The sequence below is a fragment of the Jeotgalibacillus sp. S-D1 genome, assembly GCF_004358665.1.
Taxonomy (GTDB): domain Bacteria; phylum Bacillota; class Bacilli; order Bacillales; family Jeotgalibacillaceae; genus Jeotgalibacillus.
Genome location: NZ_SMZR01000002.1, coordinates 236,046 through 251,829 on the forward strand (window position 1 = coordinate 236,046; position 15,784 = coordinate 251,829).

Sequence of the window (15,784 nt, forward strand, 5' to 3'; positions counted from 1 at the left end):
TCCTTATAATGGGGTTGATTAACTGATCAAGTATTTTATTGAGTCAAAAGCGCTTCTTTCATTTCTTTCTTAACCTCGCCGCAGCGCCCTGGCGTTGGAAACAGTTTTCCTGCATTTAAGAGATTATCCGGATTAAAGACTTGGCGTATATTGGTTTGTGCGGTTATTTCTTCTTCCTTAAAAACAAACCGCATCTCTTCTCTTTTTTCAATGCCGACACCATGCTCTCCGGTTATCGTACCTCCTGCATCTGCACATGCCTGAAGACAGGCACTTCCAGCGTCAATCGCTTTTTCTGTCTGTCCCGGTATTCGGGCATCAAACAGTACCAGCGGGTGAAGATTGCCATCCCCCGCGTGGAAAATATTGGCGATTCGCAGACCGGATTCTGCACTGATCTCTTCGATCCGATCGAGAACCTCCGGCAGCCGGCTTCTGGGAATTACCCCATCCTGAACTAAATAATCCGGAGAAATTGCACCCATGGCACCAAACCCGGTTTTCCGGTTTGCCCACCATCTTGCCCGCTCTTCTTCATTTGCAGCCTCTCTTACTTCCCGTACATGACGGTTTTTGCATACTTCAAGAATCTGGGCAATCTGCTCGTCAATTCCGGCAGCGATGCCATCCACTTCAATAAGGAGAACCGCAGCAATATCTTTGGGATGTCCTACAGGAAACGCGGCTGCTTCCACACCTTCAATTGCTGTTTTATCCATCATCTCCAGTGCTGCCGGTACAATGCCTGCTGAGATAATATCGGATACAGCCTGACTTCCATCTGCGACCCGGTCAAAATAAGCGAGCACTGTTTTCTTAGCTTCAGGATTTTTTAAAATACGGACGGTTATTTTTGTAACGATGCCAAGCGTTCCTTCTGAACCTGTCAATAAACCGAGCAGATCATACCCCGGTGCATCGGGGATGCCGTTATGCCCCAGTTCAATCACTTCCCCATCCGGCAGCACAACCTCCAATCCAAGAATATGGTTGGTTGTGACACCATACTTAAGGCAATGAGCGCCGCCTGCATTTTCTGCAACATTGCCGCCAATCGTACAGCAGTATTGGCTTGACGGGTCCGGTGCATAATAATAGCCTTTATCAGAAATCGAGTTGGTCAGCTTTAAATTTACAAAGCCCGGCTCCACTACAGCGCGCCTGTTTTCGAGATCGATCGAGATAAGATTTTTCATTCGCACTAAGCTGATGACCACTTCACTATTTAAAGGGACCGCCCCGCCGCTGAGTCCCGTTCCTGCTCCGCGAGCCAAAAAAGGAAGATGATGTTTGGCACAGTATTTCACAATCTCTGCTACTTCTTCTGTATTCTTCGGAAAAACGACTGCTTTTGGCAAATGCTTATGAATGGTAAAGCCGTCGCAGTCATAAGCAATAAGATCTTCTTTATGGTAGAGGATCGATCGTGAACCATCGACGATCCCGGCCAAATTTTGGATGTGCCGGTCTTTTGTTTTAATGCCTTTAAATGCCATTGTCCGCCACCTCGCCGTCCTCTTTTTGATAGGCCCAATCGAGCAGTTGAACCGTATGAACAATCTTTTGGTTCCTTCCATATTTCTGTACGCCGATCGCCATTTGAAGCATGCAGCCGGGATTGCCCATTGAAATCATATCAACGTCATCAGGCACATTTTTCATCTTGCTTTCCAGCACGTCACCAGCCATTTCCGGATTTGTTATATTGTAAATACCGGCGCTTCCACAGCAGCGGTCCGCATTTGGCATATGAACCATATCAACACCGGGAATATCAAGCAGTATATTGCGCGGCTCCCGACGAACTCCCTGACCATGCGCCAGATGACAGGCATCATGATAAGTGATGCGTTTATTCAGGGCTGCTTTAGGTTTTTTATATCCGGTATCATGCAGGTACTTTGAAACATCCTCCACCTTTTTGGAAAAAGCAACAGCACGGTCATGCCATTCCGGTTCCACTTCTCTGAATAGCTCACCATACTCCTGAAGCATGCATCCGCAACCTGCCGCGTTCACAATAACTTTTTCCGATGACTCAAACGCTTCAATGTTTTGCTTAGCGAGCTTGCGTCCGGTATCGCGATCACCCGCATGAACATGCAGTGCTCCGCAGCATGTCTGATTCTTTGGAATGCTTACATCGCTTCCGTTTCTTGTCAGTACATTAATCGTAGATTCATTGATATCGCTGAACATAACATCCATTACACAGCCGGTTAACAGGGCTACCTCATTTTTTGTTGGCTGCGTGGATTTGATAACGTTTTCATTTTTGTATTTTTTACGAACCGAAGTATCTACTTTCGGCATGATCGATTCCATTTCAACTAGATGATCCGGCATAATATTAATCAATTTTGATTTTCGAACCACTTTTTGCATACCGCTTTTTTGATAAAATTTCAGCACATTGCCAAGTGAATTCAAGCGATTAGGATGGGGAAATAATCCTTTTAAAAACAGTTTGCTGACGCTTCCCTTCCAACCTGTCAAAGGCATCGCCTGACGGATCTGTCCGCGGGCTTCCTCTATTAATCCGCCCACATCCACGTTGGCCGGACACGCCGTTGTGCAAGCACGGCAGTCAAGACAGGCATAAACCGGATCCATAAACTGAGTATTTACCTCAAGCTTTCCTTCGGCCACGGATTTTATTAAATGGACACGGCCGCGCGGTGAATGCTGCTCCTGTCCTGTCTGTTCATAGGTGGGACAGGATTCCAGACACATGCCGCAATGCGTGCAATCGGCCCATTTATTTTCGTCTGGATGATCACTCCACAGGTAATTGCTTAAGCTTTTGGCGGAGGTACATGCAGGACTTGGCTTTTCTTCCACTTGTCTCACGTTATAACCCTCCTATAAATCGTTTAGGATTGAGTGTTTTGTTTGGATCGATTTTGGATTTTATTCCTTCTAAAAGAAAGAAGTAAGAGGGCTTGTCCCCCCAGACATTCACTTTTTTGCGCAGAGCAAGCGGCAAGTGTTTTACAACCGCATATCCACCATCCTTTTGGACAAAATCCCTTATATGATAGATGGCACCTGTAAGGTCCTCACTTTTGCCTTTTAGAATTAATTGCCCCAGCCCATGTCCCACTCCCCCATGAGCATCAACTTCCAACTGAAAAGATTCCTGCAAATAATGACTTTCTTTAATAACATCCAAAATTGTGAGATTAATGACGCCGATTTTCAGTGCGGCAATTTTTTCTGTGTCCCCAATGGCTCCATTAGGGCTGATGGTATAAAAAAGCTGCCAAAATTTCTGCGCCTCTTTTTGCGCCGCCACCCTCATTTTTATGTCAGAAGGCAGCAGGGCTTTAACAGCCTCTTCCTGGTAATGCACTGCGTTTTCCACATCCTCAAATGCGATAACCAGCGTGTACGAAGATTCACCTATTAATTTTTTTGACAGGGAAGGATTTAAGAGTTCCAGCGCAACGGGTTCCAGTGAAGAATCCAAAAGCTCTTTTGAAAATTTTCTTAAACCATCTAAGTGCTTTTCCTCAAATGATAAGAGAATAAGACTTTCGTATTTTGGCAGCGGACGAAGCTTAACGGTTACTTCAGATATGATCCCGAGTGTTCCCATCGCTCCTACAAAAAGTTTGTTCATATCATATCCAGCTACATTTTTAACAACCTTGCCGCCTGAACGGATGATCGTACCATCGGGATACACATTTCGAAGTCCGATCACAACATCACGGGATGAACCATACCCGAGTCTTTTGGGACCGCTTTCATTTGCTGCCACAATACCTCCAATGGTTGCAAAATCAGACCAGGCCGGATCCAACGATACCTGCTGCTTATACTTGCTTAAAAACTCCTGTATTTCTTTAAATGTTGTACCCGCTTTAACACTAAGTGTCATATCACCGGCTTCATGCTCTGTCACACCTGTATATCGTTTCATCGAAAGAAGGATATCAGCCGATTCTGCAGTCCCTCCAAAGCCTCTTTTAGTTCCCCCGCCTTCGACCAGAACTTTTTTCCCCTGATCATCGGCGTATTTTAAAACAGCGGAAATTTCCTCTTCCGTGACTGGGTATATACAAATTTGACCAGTGTTGCCCAGTGGATGAAGCTCTTCTTTCCGCTCCTCCATCCGGTCCTCAGGAATTAGTGCCTTAAGCTCATTAACTACCTCTTTAACCAGCAACAAACCACACCTCCATCCATTTCACTTACGGACCTTTTCGCTCCTGCAGGACATGACTTTCCAACAGTTCCTCTTCCACAAAATTTAAATGTTCTTTCATTAAACGATGCGCATGAACTGACTCTTTATTTTTGATTGCTTCATAAATTTGCTGATGCTGCTGTTGAATTTTATCAACCGTTGATGAATTTTGCTGAATATAATGATGAAAATCCATCATCGATTTTTTAGTGGCATCAGAAATGAATTGCATAAATTGAATTAATATTTCATTCCCAGTTGATCGCGCCATCGCTAAATGGAAGTGCAAATCAGACTCCCAATTATTTACTGACTGCTTTAAAAGGCATTCCTCCATCTTTTGAAGATCTTCCATTGAACGATGGATAGCTGCTTTTTCAGCGATGCCGGTTTCTAAAATCTTACGAACCTGAAATAGCTCAATAATGTCCTTTGAGCTCGGCAGCATTAATCGCTGATTAAACAGCTTCGACGGGTCAAACTCAGAAATATAGGTTCCTTCTCCCTGTTTAACGTGGACAATTCCCCTTCCGCTTAACGTCGTGATCGCATCGCGGACTGCTGAACGGCCGACACCCAGACTCTCACAGAGCTCGCGAACAGACGGCAGCTTTTCACCAGGCTCAAACGCCCCCTTTTCAATTAATCTCTCAATTTCTTCTGCTACCATTTCAGAAACTTTCTTCGTTGAAATCTTTTCTATAATCACGTTGACCCCCACCTGCCCTTTTCAGACATCACATATCTGACAAGTTCTATCTTTCCCCTATTAAAACACCAATTTTTACTAATTTCAACCTGTTTTTTAAATTTAATGAATTATTAATTAATTTACTAACTCGTTAAAAAGGTCTGTCTATAATTGTACACCGTTGATTGGAGCTGAAGTGGGCTCACCCCCGCCCCGCGGAAAGCGAACGCCTTCAGCGGAAATCAACACCTATATTTAACAAAGCAAATTTTATAAAAAATAGCCGCACCCTAAATCGGATGCAGCTTGAGGGGCTACCGGGGAATAAACTGTATACTTAAATCATGGTTAATCTCGATTTCATCGCCCTTTTTTAATTGAATGTTTTTAAAGGTATCAATGTAATCGTCACTGTCTGTTCCAAACATTTCATTTACTTTTAGGGCATCAGGAGATTGTACAATAAAATTTCCATTTCCCTCAACAGCGATTGCATGGTATAAGCCTGGTTTTAAGTCGCGGCCCACTTGATAGTATCCTGCTGAATAGATTAATTTTTTCTGGTTATTCAGCTGTTCTTTTTTTTGGGCTGCTTTAGCCGCTTTTTGTTCTTTTTTCTGCTGTCTTTCTAGTTTCTCTGCTTTTAAAGCAGCCTCAGCCAGTTTGTTTTCCTGCTGCTTCTTTGTTAACTCAAACCACGGCTTAGCTCGTTGTAACTTTTGAGCCATTTTCCTTTTTCTGTCATGCAGAGCCGTATTCTCATTGGATATTCTATCAACCTTCCCTGTCAAAAACTCAATCTCAGACTGCAATTCCGCTTTCTCCGAATTTGCTTTATCCAGCTCCATTTGAAGCATAACGATAAAATATCCAGCTACAAACACAATAATAGCGGTAACCAGGAATGTACTAATGGATAACCAATGCCTTCTAACTAAATCTGACGCCCTTTTCATTCATCTCTTCCCTTCCATTTTTGCACGATCCCCCCTTTTTTCGGGGGGTAACCATAAAGTTTATGCGAAAAAAGAGGAAAGTGTGACTAACCTGATAGAGTCTTAAGCTTTTAGTTAAATAGACATTTCGAAGAATTTACCCTAAAATATGTGGTAGATTACGTGAGGAAGGTGCGATAAATGACTACCATTAATGATATTGCAAAAATGGCGAATGTTTCCCGCACAACCGTTTCCCGTGTTTTAAATAACGGGTATGCCAGTGAAGATGTTCGAAAAAGAATTATGAGAGTTGTAGAAGAAACCGGCTATATTCCTAGTCTTTCTGCTAAATCATTACGCACAAAGAAATCCGGGGTTATCGGGGTTATACTTCCGAAAATCAGCACGGAAACAGCCAGCCGGGTAGTGAGCGGCATCAATGAAGTTGTCGCGAAAAAAGATTTTCAGATTCTGCTGACGGATACTGAGTTGGATAAACAAAAGGAAATTGACTATATCAGGCTTTTGCAAAGCCGCCATGTAGATGGAATTATCCTGCTCGCCACCAATGTAAATAAGCAGCTGACCGATACGATCGAGGCTGCCGGACTTCCCTTTATTTCTCTGGGGCAGGATCTGCCAGGAGTCACATCCATTGTTTATGATGACTATCATGCTGCTTCAGATGTAATAAATATGCTGGTAAGTCATAACCATCAAAAAATAGCTTTTATTGGTGTTGGAGAAGAAGATCCATCTGTTGGAAAGCTTCGTCGGATGGGCTATTTAGATACATTGACTAAATACAACCTGTCGATAAAAGAAGAATGGATGGCAGAAGGGGATTTCAGCATCGAATCCGGATATGAATGCGCAAAAAAAATAATTAAAAATAGCGAAGGAGAACTGCCATCTGCTATTTTTGCAGTGACAGACCGCATGGCGATAGGTGCCATGGAGTACTTGCGGGAGCAGGGATTTAACATACCTGATGATATAGCTGTTGCCGGCATTGGGGCGTCTACCATGTCTAAACACATCAGCCCTTCTCTTACAACTGTAGATTATTTTAACAAGGAAGCCGGAGAAAAAGCAGCACAGCTCCTGCTTGCTCAAATGAAAAAGAAAAAGGAAAAAGAAAAATTCATACAAACATATAGACTGATTATAAGAGATAGTGTATAGTACTAATCAACAAAGGTTATGTAATCGATTCCACACATAATCTTTTCTTTTTTTAACAGTTGATAAGAGCGCTTTCATTTTTTATTTAATGATTGCGGAATCGATTACACAAAAAATGACTGCTTTAAGCAGTATTTATATTTTTATTATATATGGAATCGATTACACAACCATAGATTAAGAGGAGGGAATTGCGAATGGCTACTTATGAAGAAATAGCTAAGCAGATTGTACAGGCGATTGGAGGCGAAGAAAATATTCAGTCCATCGCCCATTGTGCCACCCGGCTGCGAGTGATGGTGCATGATCGTGAAAAGGTGGATACAGAAGCAATTGAAAACATAGAAAAAGTGAAAGGTGCTTTTTATAATTCCGGCCAGTATCAGATCATTTTTGGGACAGGCACTGTCAATCGGGTATTTGAAGCGGTTGAGGGACTGGGGATTCAAGGCAGTTCAAAATCAGATATTAAAAAAGAATCCGCTAAGCAGGGAACGGCCTTCCAGCGTGCAATTCGAGTATTTGGAGACGTGTTCGTGCCTATCATTCCTGTTCTGGTTGCTACAGGACTTTTCATGGGACTACGTGGGCTGTTATTACAAGAAGCCGTTTTGGGATGGTTCGGTTTAACACCTGACAGCGTCCCGGAGAATTTGGTTCTATTCACACAGGTACTGACTGACACGGCATTTGCCTTCCTCCCTGCGCTGGTTGCATGGTCAGCATTCAGGGTATTTGGAGGAACACCGATTATTGGTCTTGTTCTGGGACTTATGCTGGTATCCCCTTCTCTGCCAAATGCATGGGCAGTTGCTGAAGGGGCAGCTGATCCAATTTATTTCTTTGATTTCATTCCGATTGTCGGCTATCAGGGGTCGGTTCTGCCAGCGTTTTTTGCCGGACTAGTCGGAGCCAAGCTTGAGAAGCTTCTGCGCAGAAAAATTCCAGAGGCACTGGATTTAATCCTGACTCCATTCTTAGTATTACTCGTGATGATTACATTATCGCTGTTTGTTTTAGGCCCAATTCTACACACTGCTGAAAATGGCATTTTTACAGCAATGCTGTACTTGCTGGACCTGCCGTTTGGCTTAAGTGGATTGATTATCGGTTTTACCAACCAAATTATTGTTATCACAGGGATTCACCATATTTTTAACTTCTTAGAAATTCAACTTCTTGAGAACCTGGGATTCAACCCGTTTAACCCGATTATCACAGGAGCTATCGCAGCTCAAGGCGGTGCTGCACTGGCTGTGGCTGTAAAAACAAGCTCAAAGAAATTGAAAGCATTAGCTTATCCATCGGCATTATCTGCTTTTCTTGGCATTACAGAGCCGGCGATCTTCGGGGTTAACCTGCGCTATATGAAGCCATTCGTTATGGGATTGATCGGCGGAGGAGCTGCAGGCTTTCTTGCTTCAATTCTTAACCTTAAGGCTACCGGAATGGCAATCACCGTAATCCCGGGAACCTTGTTATACCTGAACGAACAAATCTTCAGCTATATCCTGGTAAATGTTGTTGCCGTCGGTGTTGCTTTTGCATTAACCTACCTGTTCGGCTTCAATGATAAAATGCTTGATCAGAATAAGTAAACTAAAAAGAGACCCGGAGTAATTGCTGGGTCTCCTTTTATTATAGGTTTTGTTAAATACAGCTGCTGAGTTCCGCAGAAGGGAACCGGTTTTCATTGAGTTTTATTATAAAGGAGATTGTGATATGAACCGTAACGAAGAATTAAAACAACAAGCCTATTCAGCTGTAAAAAAGCAATCCAGCACCGTCCGCTTGGATCCCTATTTTCCCGCCTACCATTTGGCTCCTCCTGCCGGATTGTTAAATGATCCAAATGGATGGATTCAATGGAAGGGCATCTATCACCTGTTTTTTCAGTGGATGCCCTTTGACACAGCTCATGGCGCTAAGTTCTGGGGCCATTTCAGCTCAGAAAATCTGACAGACTGGACCTTGGAGCCAATCGCTTTAACCCCAAGCGACTGGTTTGATAAAAACGGCTGTTACTCAGGAAGCGCAATCGGATCAGACGATAAATTAACACTGTTCTATACGGGAAATGTTAAAAATGAGCAAAACCAGCGAGAAAGCTATCAGTGTGTGGCCGAAAGTACTGATGGAAGAACATTTGAGAAAAAAGGAGTGAAAGTTGAACTCCCAGAAGGGTTTACGGCTCATTTTAGAGACCCAAAAGTATGGCAGCACAAGGATAACTGGTATATGGTCATCGGAGCCCAAACAAAAGAAGAGACGGGTTCTGTTGCATTTTTAGAATCAAATGATTTGGAAAAATGGACTTACAGGGGAATCTTAAGTCACGCAAATCAGGAGCCCTTCCATGATTTTGGCTACATGTGGGAATGTCCTGATTTATTTGAACTCGGCGGAAAAGACATTCTATTATTCTCACCTCAAGGGATTGCCTCTGATGGAATTCAGTATAACAACGAATATCAGTCCGGCTACGCAATCGGCAAATTAAACTACGATTCTGCTCAATTTACACATGAAGACTTTGTCGAACTGGACCGCGGGTTTGAGTTTTATGCGCCGCAGACAACGCTGGATGACAAAGGGCGCCGGATCTTAGTTGGATGGATGGGCGTCCCGGATCAGAATGAATTTAAGCAGCCAACCGTAAAGGAAGGCTGGCTGCACCAAATGACATTGCCCCGGGAGTTAAAATTGATCGATGGAACCATTTTTCAGATTCCTTTAGAGGAAATGAAAGAGCTTCGCACAACACAGACCATTAAAGAATCTGGCAAGCAACAGCATACAGCCTCCATTTCCCGGGCATCTGAGGTTCAAGTGGATGGGAAGATTCAAAAACTAACTCTCTTTGACAATATGACGCTGCAGTTTAACGAGCAAAGCAAACTGCTGACGCTAGAAAGACCAAGTTATGCTGACGGCCAGACCGAGCGCAGAAGCTGCCTCCTCCCAAACGGCCTTTACAGCCTCCAGCTGTTTATAGACCATTCATCGGTTGAGATTTTTGTTAATCAAGGAGAAGCAGTATTTACATCCAGAATGTTTGCAGATGAAGGAGTTTCTACTCTTTTTGCAGAAGGATACGAAGAACTTCAAATCACCGCATGGACACTGCGCAATGATGCCGTTAATATGAAAAATGAATATTCAGCAGAAGGGTAAGGAATAAGTATAAAGAGGTTGATATAAATGTGTTTCTGCCTCTTTTAACCGGTTCACTGCGCTTCAGGTGGACGCTTTCCGCAGGGACGGCGCTGAGCCCTCCTTAGGCTTCGCCTTGCGGGGTCTCAGCTTGCCGTCAAATCCTGCAGGAGTCGCCACCTTCCGCTCCGTTCACCTCATCGTGCGATTAGGACAGACACAATTTTAATGATTTATGAAATTAAGTCCCAACCTCTTTTTTGTAAAATATAAATGCTTATGAACATTTTTTAAAACTCCTCATTTAATGATTAAGCGATATGTAAAAGAGGCAGAAACATAACTCATAAATGACAAAAGGAATGTGTTCATGAAATTTATTCATGAACACATTTTTTATTTGCGCAGAATCATTTTCATTATTTTCACTACTCTATAACAGTTGAACGTCGGTTCATTGGAGCGGAAGGCGGCGACTCCTGCGTGATACAGCGGGAAGGGTGAGACTCAATGATGCGGCAGCATCAGGTAGGCTCACCTCCCGCCACGCGGAAAGCGTCCGTCTGCAGCGGAAATGAACCGGCCTTTTTTAGAAGAATAGCCCGTATCTCCATTTTAGTTCAGACACTTTTACCAACTCACCTCTTATTTCCTCCATCGCATAAGAGGAAATCGGGGAAATTCCCCATGGAGACGCTTCTCCACTTCAGCAAATAAATCTTCGATTGAACCTGAATCACCCGCAAGGGCCCTGACACAGAATCCGGAAACCGGGAGCTGTGAAACTCCAATTTTCACTTCATCTGATTCACCTAATTCCCTTTGCAAAACCTCGATGAAGTCAGCAGTAATCTGGGGTGAAACCAATAAAAGCGTACCCATATGTGTATGTTCCTCCATTAAAAGCGGAGCAGAAAGCGGTGAACTGCCGGGCTGAAACAGGAAGCGGTCTTTCACTGCAAGCCTGCCGTTAATAAAAACACTCACATCGCTTCTGATTTCTTCATACGGAAAAAGTCTCTCGTCCCCCGACCAGCCGGGCGTTACAATGTCGCTGTAAAGCAGATGCGCAGTTTCAGCCATATCGAACTGAATTTTTTGATGATAGCAGCCGTCTTCATATACAATCAACGGATCCTGCCGCAACAGCAGGCAGGAGTCTGGCCCCAGTTCGGCTTGAAAGGACTGAGAGGCTTTTCCGCCAGGCGTTTTATATACTTTGGTTGAAGCCTGGGTCGTCAGTGCTAGAGTCGATCCTTCATCCAGCCTGACAGCTGTTTCATAGCGGTCTCCTTTCACATAGCCCCCGCCCACATGAATCATATACATTAATGGGGTTGTCTTTTGATACACCGGACGGGTCGTTTTTAAAACGCCATTAAAAAACTGATCCCGGATCACCGTTTTCAAACCTGAGCGTTCTGCTTGAATTTTCAGTACCCCGTATTCTTCAGCCATTCAATCCAATCAAGAAAGCCTCAGACTTAATCCAGCTGACGACCTCATCGACCCCTTCTTCTGTTTTTAAATTTGTAAAGAAAAAGGGTTTTTGCCCCCGGGCAGCAAGCGTATCCCGCTCCATCACACTCAGGTCTGCCCCGACATGCGGAGCAAGATCCGTTTTGTTGATCACAAACAAATCAGATTTGATCATCCCTTGCCCCCCTTTACGGGGAATTTTCTCCCCTTGAGCAACATCAATAATGTAAATAGAAAAATCCACTAGCTCAGGACTGAACGTCGCGGCAAGATTATCACCGCCGCTTTCCACAAAAATCAAATCCAGGCCTTCGTGCTTTTCCATTAACTCGTCAATTGCAGCAAAATTCATGGAAGCATCTTCACGAATAGCCGTGTGAGGACACCCTCCGGTTTCCACACCGATGATACGGTCCTCAGGTAAGATGCCATTTTCGATTAAAAAACGGGCATCTTCTTTTGTATAAATATCGTTAGTTATAACCGCCATGGACAGCTCGTCCTGCAAAGCACGGGTCAGCCTGTCGACCAACAGCGTTTTACCAGCTCCAACCGGACCGCCCACACCAATTTTAATCGGATCTTTCATCTTGCAACTCCTCCTTCAACTCATAAACATGCGCACAGAAAGTGATTCATGCTGCATCTGCGCCAGCTCCAGCGCAGGTGATGCAGCGCCTAAATCCTCTTCCGTCAATTCTGAAATTTTCTGGATTGTATCCTGTAAAATAGGTTGTATCGATATAAGCAGTTTCTGTCCATCCGTCTGCCCGATCGGAATCCCCCGCACTCCGTTATGCACCATCGCTGTCACATTTGAAAACAGATAGCACTGAAGAGCCTCCTTCAGACCAGCTTCTAAATAATGACAAACAAGTGCAAAGGCGATGGCAGGATGCCCATTCGCTTCCTTATTGCGAATCAACTGCTGATACCAGTTCAGCCGCTCTGAAGAATACAGCGTCACCAGAAGTTTGGTCATTTGCTGCCCAATTCTTTTTACACCTTCTCTGCTTTCCTTTGATAAAGAGAGGGCATATAATTCCTGATCGAGCTTTAACAGCTTGTCTTCATCCTTTTGGTGGACGGCTTCATAAGCTATTCTGCAGGCCAGCCCTTCTGTATAGCACAACTGCGTTAATACGTATGCTTTTAATACTTCCTCAAAGCTTTCAGTGTCGTGAATCACTCCCTTTTGGATATACGTTTCTAATCCAAAAGAATGAGAAAAAGCACCAGAGGGAAATTGTGAGTCACACAGCTGCAAAAAATAAAATAACTTATTCATGTGAATGTCCAATATGACGGAATGCTTCTTTCATTTGCCGCTTTTCCCGCTTGAAAGAAACGCCAAGTTCTCCTAACAGATTTTCGAGCAAATAGTCATATTGAACAATCATCGAATTTTCTTCAAACTGGGCAGGTGTGTGCCGATTCCCTATTTGATGAGCAATTTCCCCCATTTGTTGAAGCGAATCTGGAGTTATTGTCAGCACGTCATCTTTTATCGTTGTAATAATAATCATATTTTTTTCGTCCTGATACAGGATATCGCCGTCTTTTAATTCTTTTTTCTTTTTTAAACGAATGCCCATCTCATTTCCATGATCTGTTTTAACCCGGAGTACCCGCTTTAACAGATCGTCACTTTTCATAAATACACGTTCAATATGCGGGGCTTTAAGATCGCTGGAATTGATATTGCCTTGAATTTCTTCAATTATCATTTTTATCACCTCAGCTCAGAATAGGAAATAACGTTGCGCCATAGGAACAATTTCATCAGGTTCACAGGTGATAAGCTCTCCATTCACCTTGACCTCATAGGTTTGTGGATCAACTTCCAAGTCAGGGGTTTCACCATTCCATTTCATGCTTTTCTTTGTCAATTGACGGATTCCTGATACCGGTCTGATCACTTTTTGCAGTCCAAGCTTTGAGTGAACCCCTTTGTCATATGCTGCCTTTGATAAAAACGTAATCGAGGTTTTGCCTGTCACTTTTCCAAAAGCCCCAAACATAGGACGATACAAAGCCGGCTGAGGAGTTGGAATGGAAGCATTCGGGTCTCCCATCACAGACCAGGAAATGAATCCTCCTTTAAGTATTAAATCGGGTTTCACTCCAAAAAATGCAGGATCCCAAATAACTAAATCAGCCCATTTCCCTTCTTCAATGGAGCCAACTTCTTCTGAAATGCCATGTGTGATCGCAGGGTTGATCGTGTATTTAGCAATGTAGCGTTTGGCTCTTGCATTGTCACTTGTTTCTCCTGGTGACAATGCCCCCCGCTGCCGCTTCATTTTATCCGCTGTCTGCCACGTGCGTGAAATCACTTCTCCAACTCTCCCCATTGCCTGGGAGTCGGAGCTGATCATGCTGAAAACCCCCAGGTCATGCAGGATATCCTCCGCTGCAATCGTTTCTTTTCGTATGCGGGAATCGGCAAAAGCAAGATCTTCAGGAACTGACGGATCAAGATGGTGGCAAACCATGAGCATGTCTAAATGTTCAGCTATTGTGTTTACTGTATAGGGTCTTGTTGGATTCGTTGAAGAAGGCAGGATATTGGGATAAGATGCAGCCTTGATAATATCCGGGGCATGGCCTCCTCCCGCTCCCTCTGTATGATAGGTATGAATAACCCGGTCCCCGATAGCGTTCAGTGTATCCTCTAAGAAACCGCCTTCGTTTAATGTGTCAGTATGAATGGCGATCTGAACATCCATCCGGTCTGCGACTGTAAGGGCACAATCAATTGAGGAGGAAGTTGTTCCCCAGTCTTCATGAAGCTTCAAGCCGATTGCCCCCGCTTCAATTTGTTCCTCGAGTGCCCGTTCACTTGAGGAATTCCCTTTTCCAAGAAAACCGATGTTGACCGGGAATTGGTCTGCAGCTTCCAGCATTCGGTGGATATGCCACTCACCAGGTGTGCAGGTAGTGGCGTTGGTGCCTGTTGCAGGTCCTGTTCCTCCGCCGATCATCGTCGTTACACCGGATTCGATTGCCGTCTGAATCAGCTGAGGGCAAATAAAATGAATATGGGCATCGATTCCGCCTGCGGTTACAATTTTTCCTTCAGCTGCGATGACTTCGGTTGATGCTCCGATGACAATATCGACCCCATCCATCAGCAGCGGATTCCCTGCTTTCCCTATTTTCATAATCCGTCCTGCAGATAGGCCGATATCCGCTTTGTAAATCCCTGTGTAGTCAACAATCAAGGCGTTTGTCAGTACGGTATCTGCCGATTCTTCGTCGAGCGCTTTCGGGTGTTGTCCCATCCCGTCTCTAATCACTTTGCCGCCGCCAAATTTTACCTCATCCCCATAGCGGGTTAGATCCTTTTCCACTTCAATAAAAAGTGTCGTATCAGCGAGTCGGATCTGATCACCTGTTGTCGGACCAAACATATCAGCATATTGATCACGGTTCATATGAAAACTCATGAGCTACTCTCCCCGTCTAAGCGGCCATTCACTTTATTGTTTAAGCCGTATACTTCTCTTTCTCCACGAAACGGCACCAGCTTAACTTTTTTTGCATCCCCTGGCTCAAAACGCACCGCCGTCCCTGAGGGAATATTTAAATGACGGCCATAAGATCGTTCCCTGTCAAAATGCAGTGACTCATTCACCTCCAAAAAATGAAAATGAGATCCAATTTGAATTGGGCGGTCCCCTTTATTTTTCACATCAATAACGATCTCATTTAAACCTTCATTGCAAACGACCGGTTCCTGCTTTAAGCGGTATTCTCCCGGTATCATCAAGCATCCCCCCTTTAGTTAGACAATCGGATCATGAACGGTCACAAGCTTTGTGCCATCCGGAAATGTTGCTTCAATTTGAATATCGGGTATCATTTCGGGAACCCCTTCCATTACATCCTCACGCCTTAAAATCTTCCGGCCTTCCTGCATAAGCTGGGATACTGATTTGCCATCTCTCGCCCCCTCCAGCACTTCATAAGTAATGATTGCTACTGCTTCTGGATAATTCAGCCTGAGGCCGCGCTGCTGCCTTCTTCTGGAAAGATCCGCGGCCACGACAATCATCAGTTTCTCCTGTTCTCTTGCAGTCAGTTTCATTTGGTTCACCCTTTGTCTGTCGAATACTGGTATTTAAATTTTTGAAGATGTCTTGC

The 15,784-nt window shown here is 44.1% G+C and carries 15 protein-coding genes; 3 read left to right on the forward strand and 12 right to left on the reverse strand.

The window, feature by feature from the left end; genetic code table 11:
- Window positions 1-35: 35 nt before the first annotated feature.
- The 5 genes from E2R51_RS08170 to E2R51_RS08190 all read right to left on the reverse strand — a co-directional run bounded on the left by E2R51_RS08170 (window position 36) and on the right by E2R51_RS08190 (window position 5,839).
- A complete protein-coding gene (locus tag E2R51_RS08170) occupies window positions 36-1,496 on the reverse strand; it encodes an FAD-binding oxidoreductase (RefSeq protein WP_133376570.1) in 1,461 nt (486 codons plus the stop codon).
- Window positions 1,486-2,850, reverse strand: a complete 1,365-nt coding sequence (locus tag E2R51_RS08175) for a (Fe-S)-binding protein (RefSeq protein ID WP_240733009.1) — start codon at window positions 2,848-2,850, stop codon at window positions 1,486-1,488. The genes E2R51_RS08170 and E2R51_RS08175 overlap by 11 nt, the downstream gene beginning before the upstream one ends.
- Before the next feature lies 1 nt (window position 2,851).
- Entirely contained in the window at window positions 2,852-4,171 is a 1,320-nt protein-coding gene (locus tag E2R51_RS08180; protein WP_483299924.1) for an FAD-binding oxidoreductase, read from the reverse strand.
- 25 nt (window positions 4,172-4,196) lie between these two features.
- On the reverse strand, window positions 4,197-4,901 hold the full coding sequence (locus tag E2R51_RS08185) for a FadR/GntR family transcriptional regulator (RefSeq protein ID WP_133376571.1): 705 nt from the start codon (window positions 4,899-4,901) through the stop codon (window positions 4,197-4,199).
- Window positions 4,902-5,197: 296 nt separating this feature from the next.
- Window positions 5,198-5,839: a hypothetical protein gene (locus tag E2R51_RS08190; protein WP_133376572.1), complete on the reverse strand. Its 642-nt coding sequence runs from the start codon at window positions 5,837-5,839 to the stop codon at window positions 5,198-5,200.
- 180 nt (window positions 5,840-6,019) lie between these two features.
- Here E2R51_RS08190 and E2R51_RS08195 point away from each other — a divergent pair, with 180 nt between their 5' ends.
- The 3 genes from E2R51_RS08195 to E2R51_RS08205 all read left to right on the forward strand — a co-directional run bounded on the left by E2R51_RS08195 (window position 6,020) and on the right by E2R51_RS08205 (window position 10,180).
- A complete protein-coding gene (locus E2R51_RS08195) occupies window positions 6,020-7,006 on the forward strand; it encodes a LacI family DNA-binding transcriptional regulator (protein WP_133376573.1) in 987 nt (328 codons plus the stop codon).
- Window positions 7,007-7,203: 197 nt separating this feature from the next.
- On the forward strand, window positions 7,204-8,604 hold the full coding sequence (locus tag E2R51_RS08200) for a sucrose-specific PTS transporter subunit IIBC (RefSeq protein WP_133376574.1): 1,401 nt from the start codon (window positions 7,204-7,206) through the stop codon (window positions 8,602-8,604).
- 124 nt (window positions 8,605-8,728) lie between these two features.
- Window positions 8,729-10,180, forward strand: coding sequence for a sucrose-6-phosphate hydrolase (locus tag E2R51_RS08205; protein WP_133376575.1), 1,452 nt, complete (start codon window positions 8,729-8,731; stop codon window positions 10,178-10,180).
- A gap of 624 nt (window positions 10,181-10,804) precedes the next feature.
- On the opposite strand, the gene E2R51_RS08210 is transcribed toward E2R51_RS08205, so the two are convergent.
- From E2R51_RS08210 to E2R51_RS08240, 7 genes are read right to left on the reverse strand one after another with little or no spacing between them, the layout of a single operon-like run.
- Window positions 10,805-11,617: an urease accessory protein UreD gene (locus E2R51_RS08210; RefSeq protein ID WP_133376576.1), complete on the reverse strand. Its 813-nt coding sequence runs from the start codon at window positions 11,615-11,617 to the stop codon at window positions 10,805-10,807.
- Window positions 11,610-12,227, reverse strand: coding sequence for an urease accessory protein UreG (gene ureG, locus E2R51_RS08215; protein ID WP_133376577.1), 618 nt, complete (start codon window positions 12,225-12,227; stop codon window positions 11,610-11,612). Before ureG ends, E2R51_RS08210 begins: the two co-directional genes overlap by 8 nt.
- 15 nt (window positions 12,228-12,242) lie before the next feature.
- On the reverse strand, window positions 12,243-12,926 hold the full coding sequence (locus E2R51_RS08220) for an urease accessory protein UreF (RefSeq protein WP_133376578.1): 684 nt from the start codon (window positions 12,924-12,926) through the stop codon (window positions 12,243-12,245).
- Complete coding sequence (gene ureE, locus E2R51_RS08225; RefSeq protein WP_133376579.1) at window positions 12,919-13,365, reverse strand: urease accessory protein UreE; 447 nt, start codon at window positions 13,363-13,365, stop codon at window positions 12,919-12,921. The genes E2R51_RS08220 and ureE overlap by 8 nt, the downstream gene beginning before the upstream one ends.
- A gap of 15 nt (window positions 13,366-13,380) precedes the next feature.
- The gene (gene ureC / locus E2R51_RS08230; protein WP_133376580.1) at window positions 13,381-15,087 is read right to left on the reverse strand and encodes an urease subunit alpha; all 1,707 of its coding nucleotides are present in this window, start codon (window positions 15,085-15,087) and stop codon (window positions 13,381-13,383) included.
- Complete coding sequence (locus E2R51_RS08235; RefSeq protein ID WP_133376581.1) at window positions 15,084-15,407, reverse strand: urease subunit beta; 324 nt, start codon at window positions 15,405-15,407, stop codon at window positions 15,084-15,086. The genes ureC and E2R51_RS08235 overlap by 4 nt, the downstream gene beginning before the upstream one ends.
- 18 nt (window positions 15,408-15,425) lie before the next feature.
- A complete protein-coding gene (locus tag E2R51_RS08240; RefSeq protein WP_133376582.1) occupies window positions 15,426-15,728 on the reverse strand; it encodes an urease subunit gamma in 303 nt (100 codons plus the stop codon).
- Window positions 15,729-15,784: the final 56 nt, after the last annotated feature.

Coding starts and splice junctions, on each gene's coding strand:
- E2R51_RS08170 (WP_133376570.1), bottom strand. CDS start 1,496: ATGGCATTTAAAGGCATTAAAACAAAAGACCGGCACATCCAAAATTTG.
- E2R51_RS08190 (WP_133376572.1), bottom strand. CDS start 5,839: ATGAAAAGGGCGTCAGATTTAGTTAGAAGGCATTGGTTATCCATTAGT.
- E2R51_RS08195 (WP_133376573.1), top strand. CDS start 6,020: ATGACTACCATTAATGATATTGCAAAAATGGCGAATGTTTCCCGCACA.
- E2R51_RS08200 (WP_133376574.1), top strand. CDS start 7,204: ATGGCTACTTATGAAGAAATAGCTAAGCAGATTGTACAGGCGATTGGA.
- E2R51_RS08205 (WP_133376575.1), top strand. CDS start 8,729: ATGAACCGTAACGAAGAATTAAAACAACAAGCCTATTCAGCTGTAAAA.
- E2R51_RS08210 (WP_133376576.1), bottom strand. CDS start 11,617: ATGGCTGAAGAATACGGGGTACTGAAAATTCAAGCAGAACGCTCAGGT.
- ureG (WP_133376577.1), bottom strand. CDS start 12,227: ATGAAAGATCCGATTAAAATTGGTGTGGGCGGTCCGGTTGGAGCTGGT.
- E2R51_RS08220 (WP_133376578.1), bottom strand. CDS start 12,926: ATGAATAAGTTATTTTATTTTTTGCAGCTGTGTGACTCACAATTTCCC.
- ureE (WP_133376579.1), bottom strand. CDS start 13,365: ATGATAATTGAAGAAATTCAAGGCAATATCAATTCCAGCGATCTTAAA.
- ureC (WP_133376580.1), bottom strand. CDS start 15,087: ATGAGTTTTCATATGAACCGTGATCAATATGCTGATATGTTTGGTCCG.
- E2R51_RS08235 (WP_133376581.1), bottom strand. CDS start 15,407: ATGATACCGGGAGAATACCGCTTAAAGCAGGAACCGGTCGTTTGCAAT.
- E2R51_RS08240 (WP_133376582.1), bottom strand. CDS start 15,728: ATGAAACTGACTGCAAGAGAACAGGAGAAACTGATGATTGTCGTGGCC.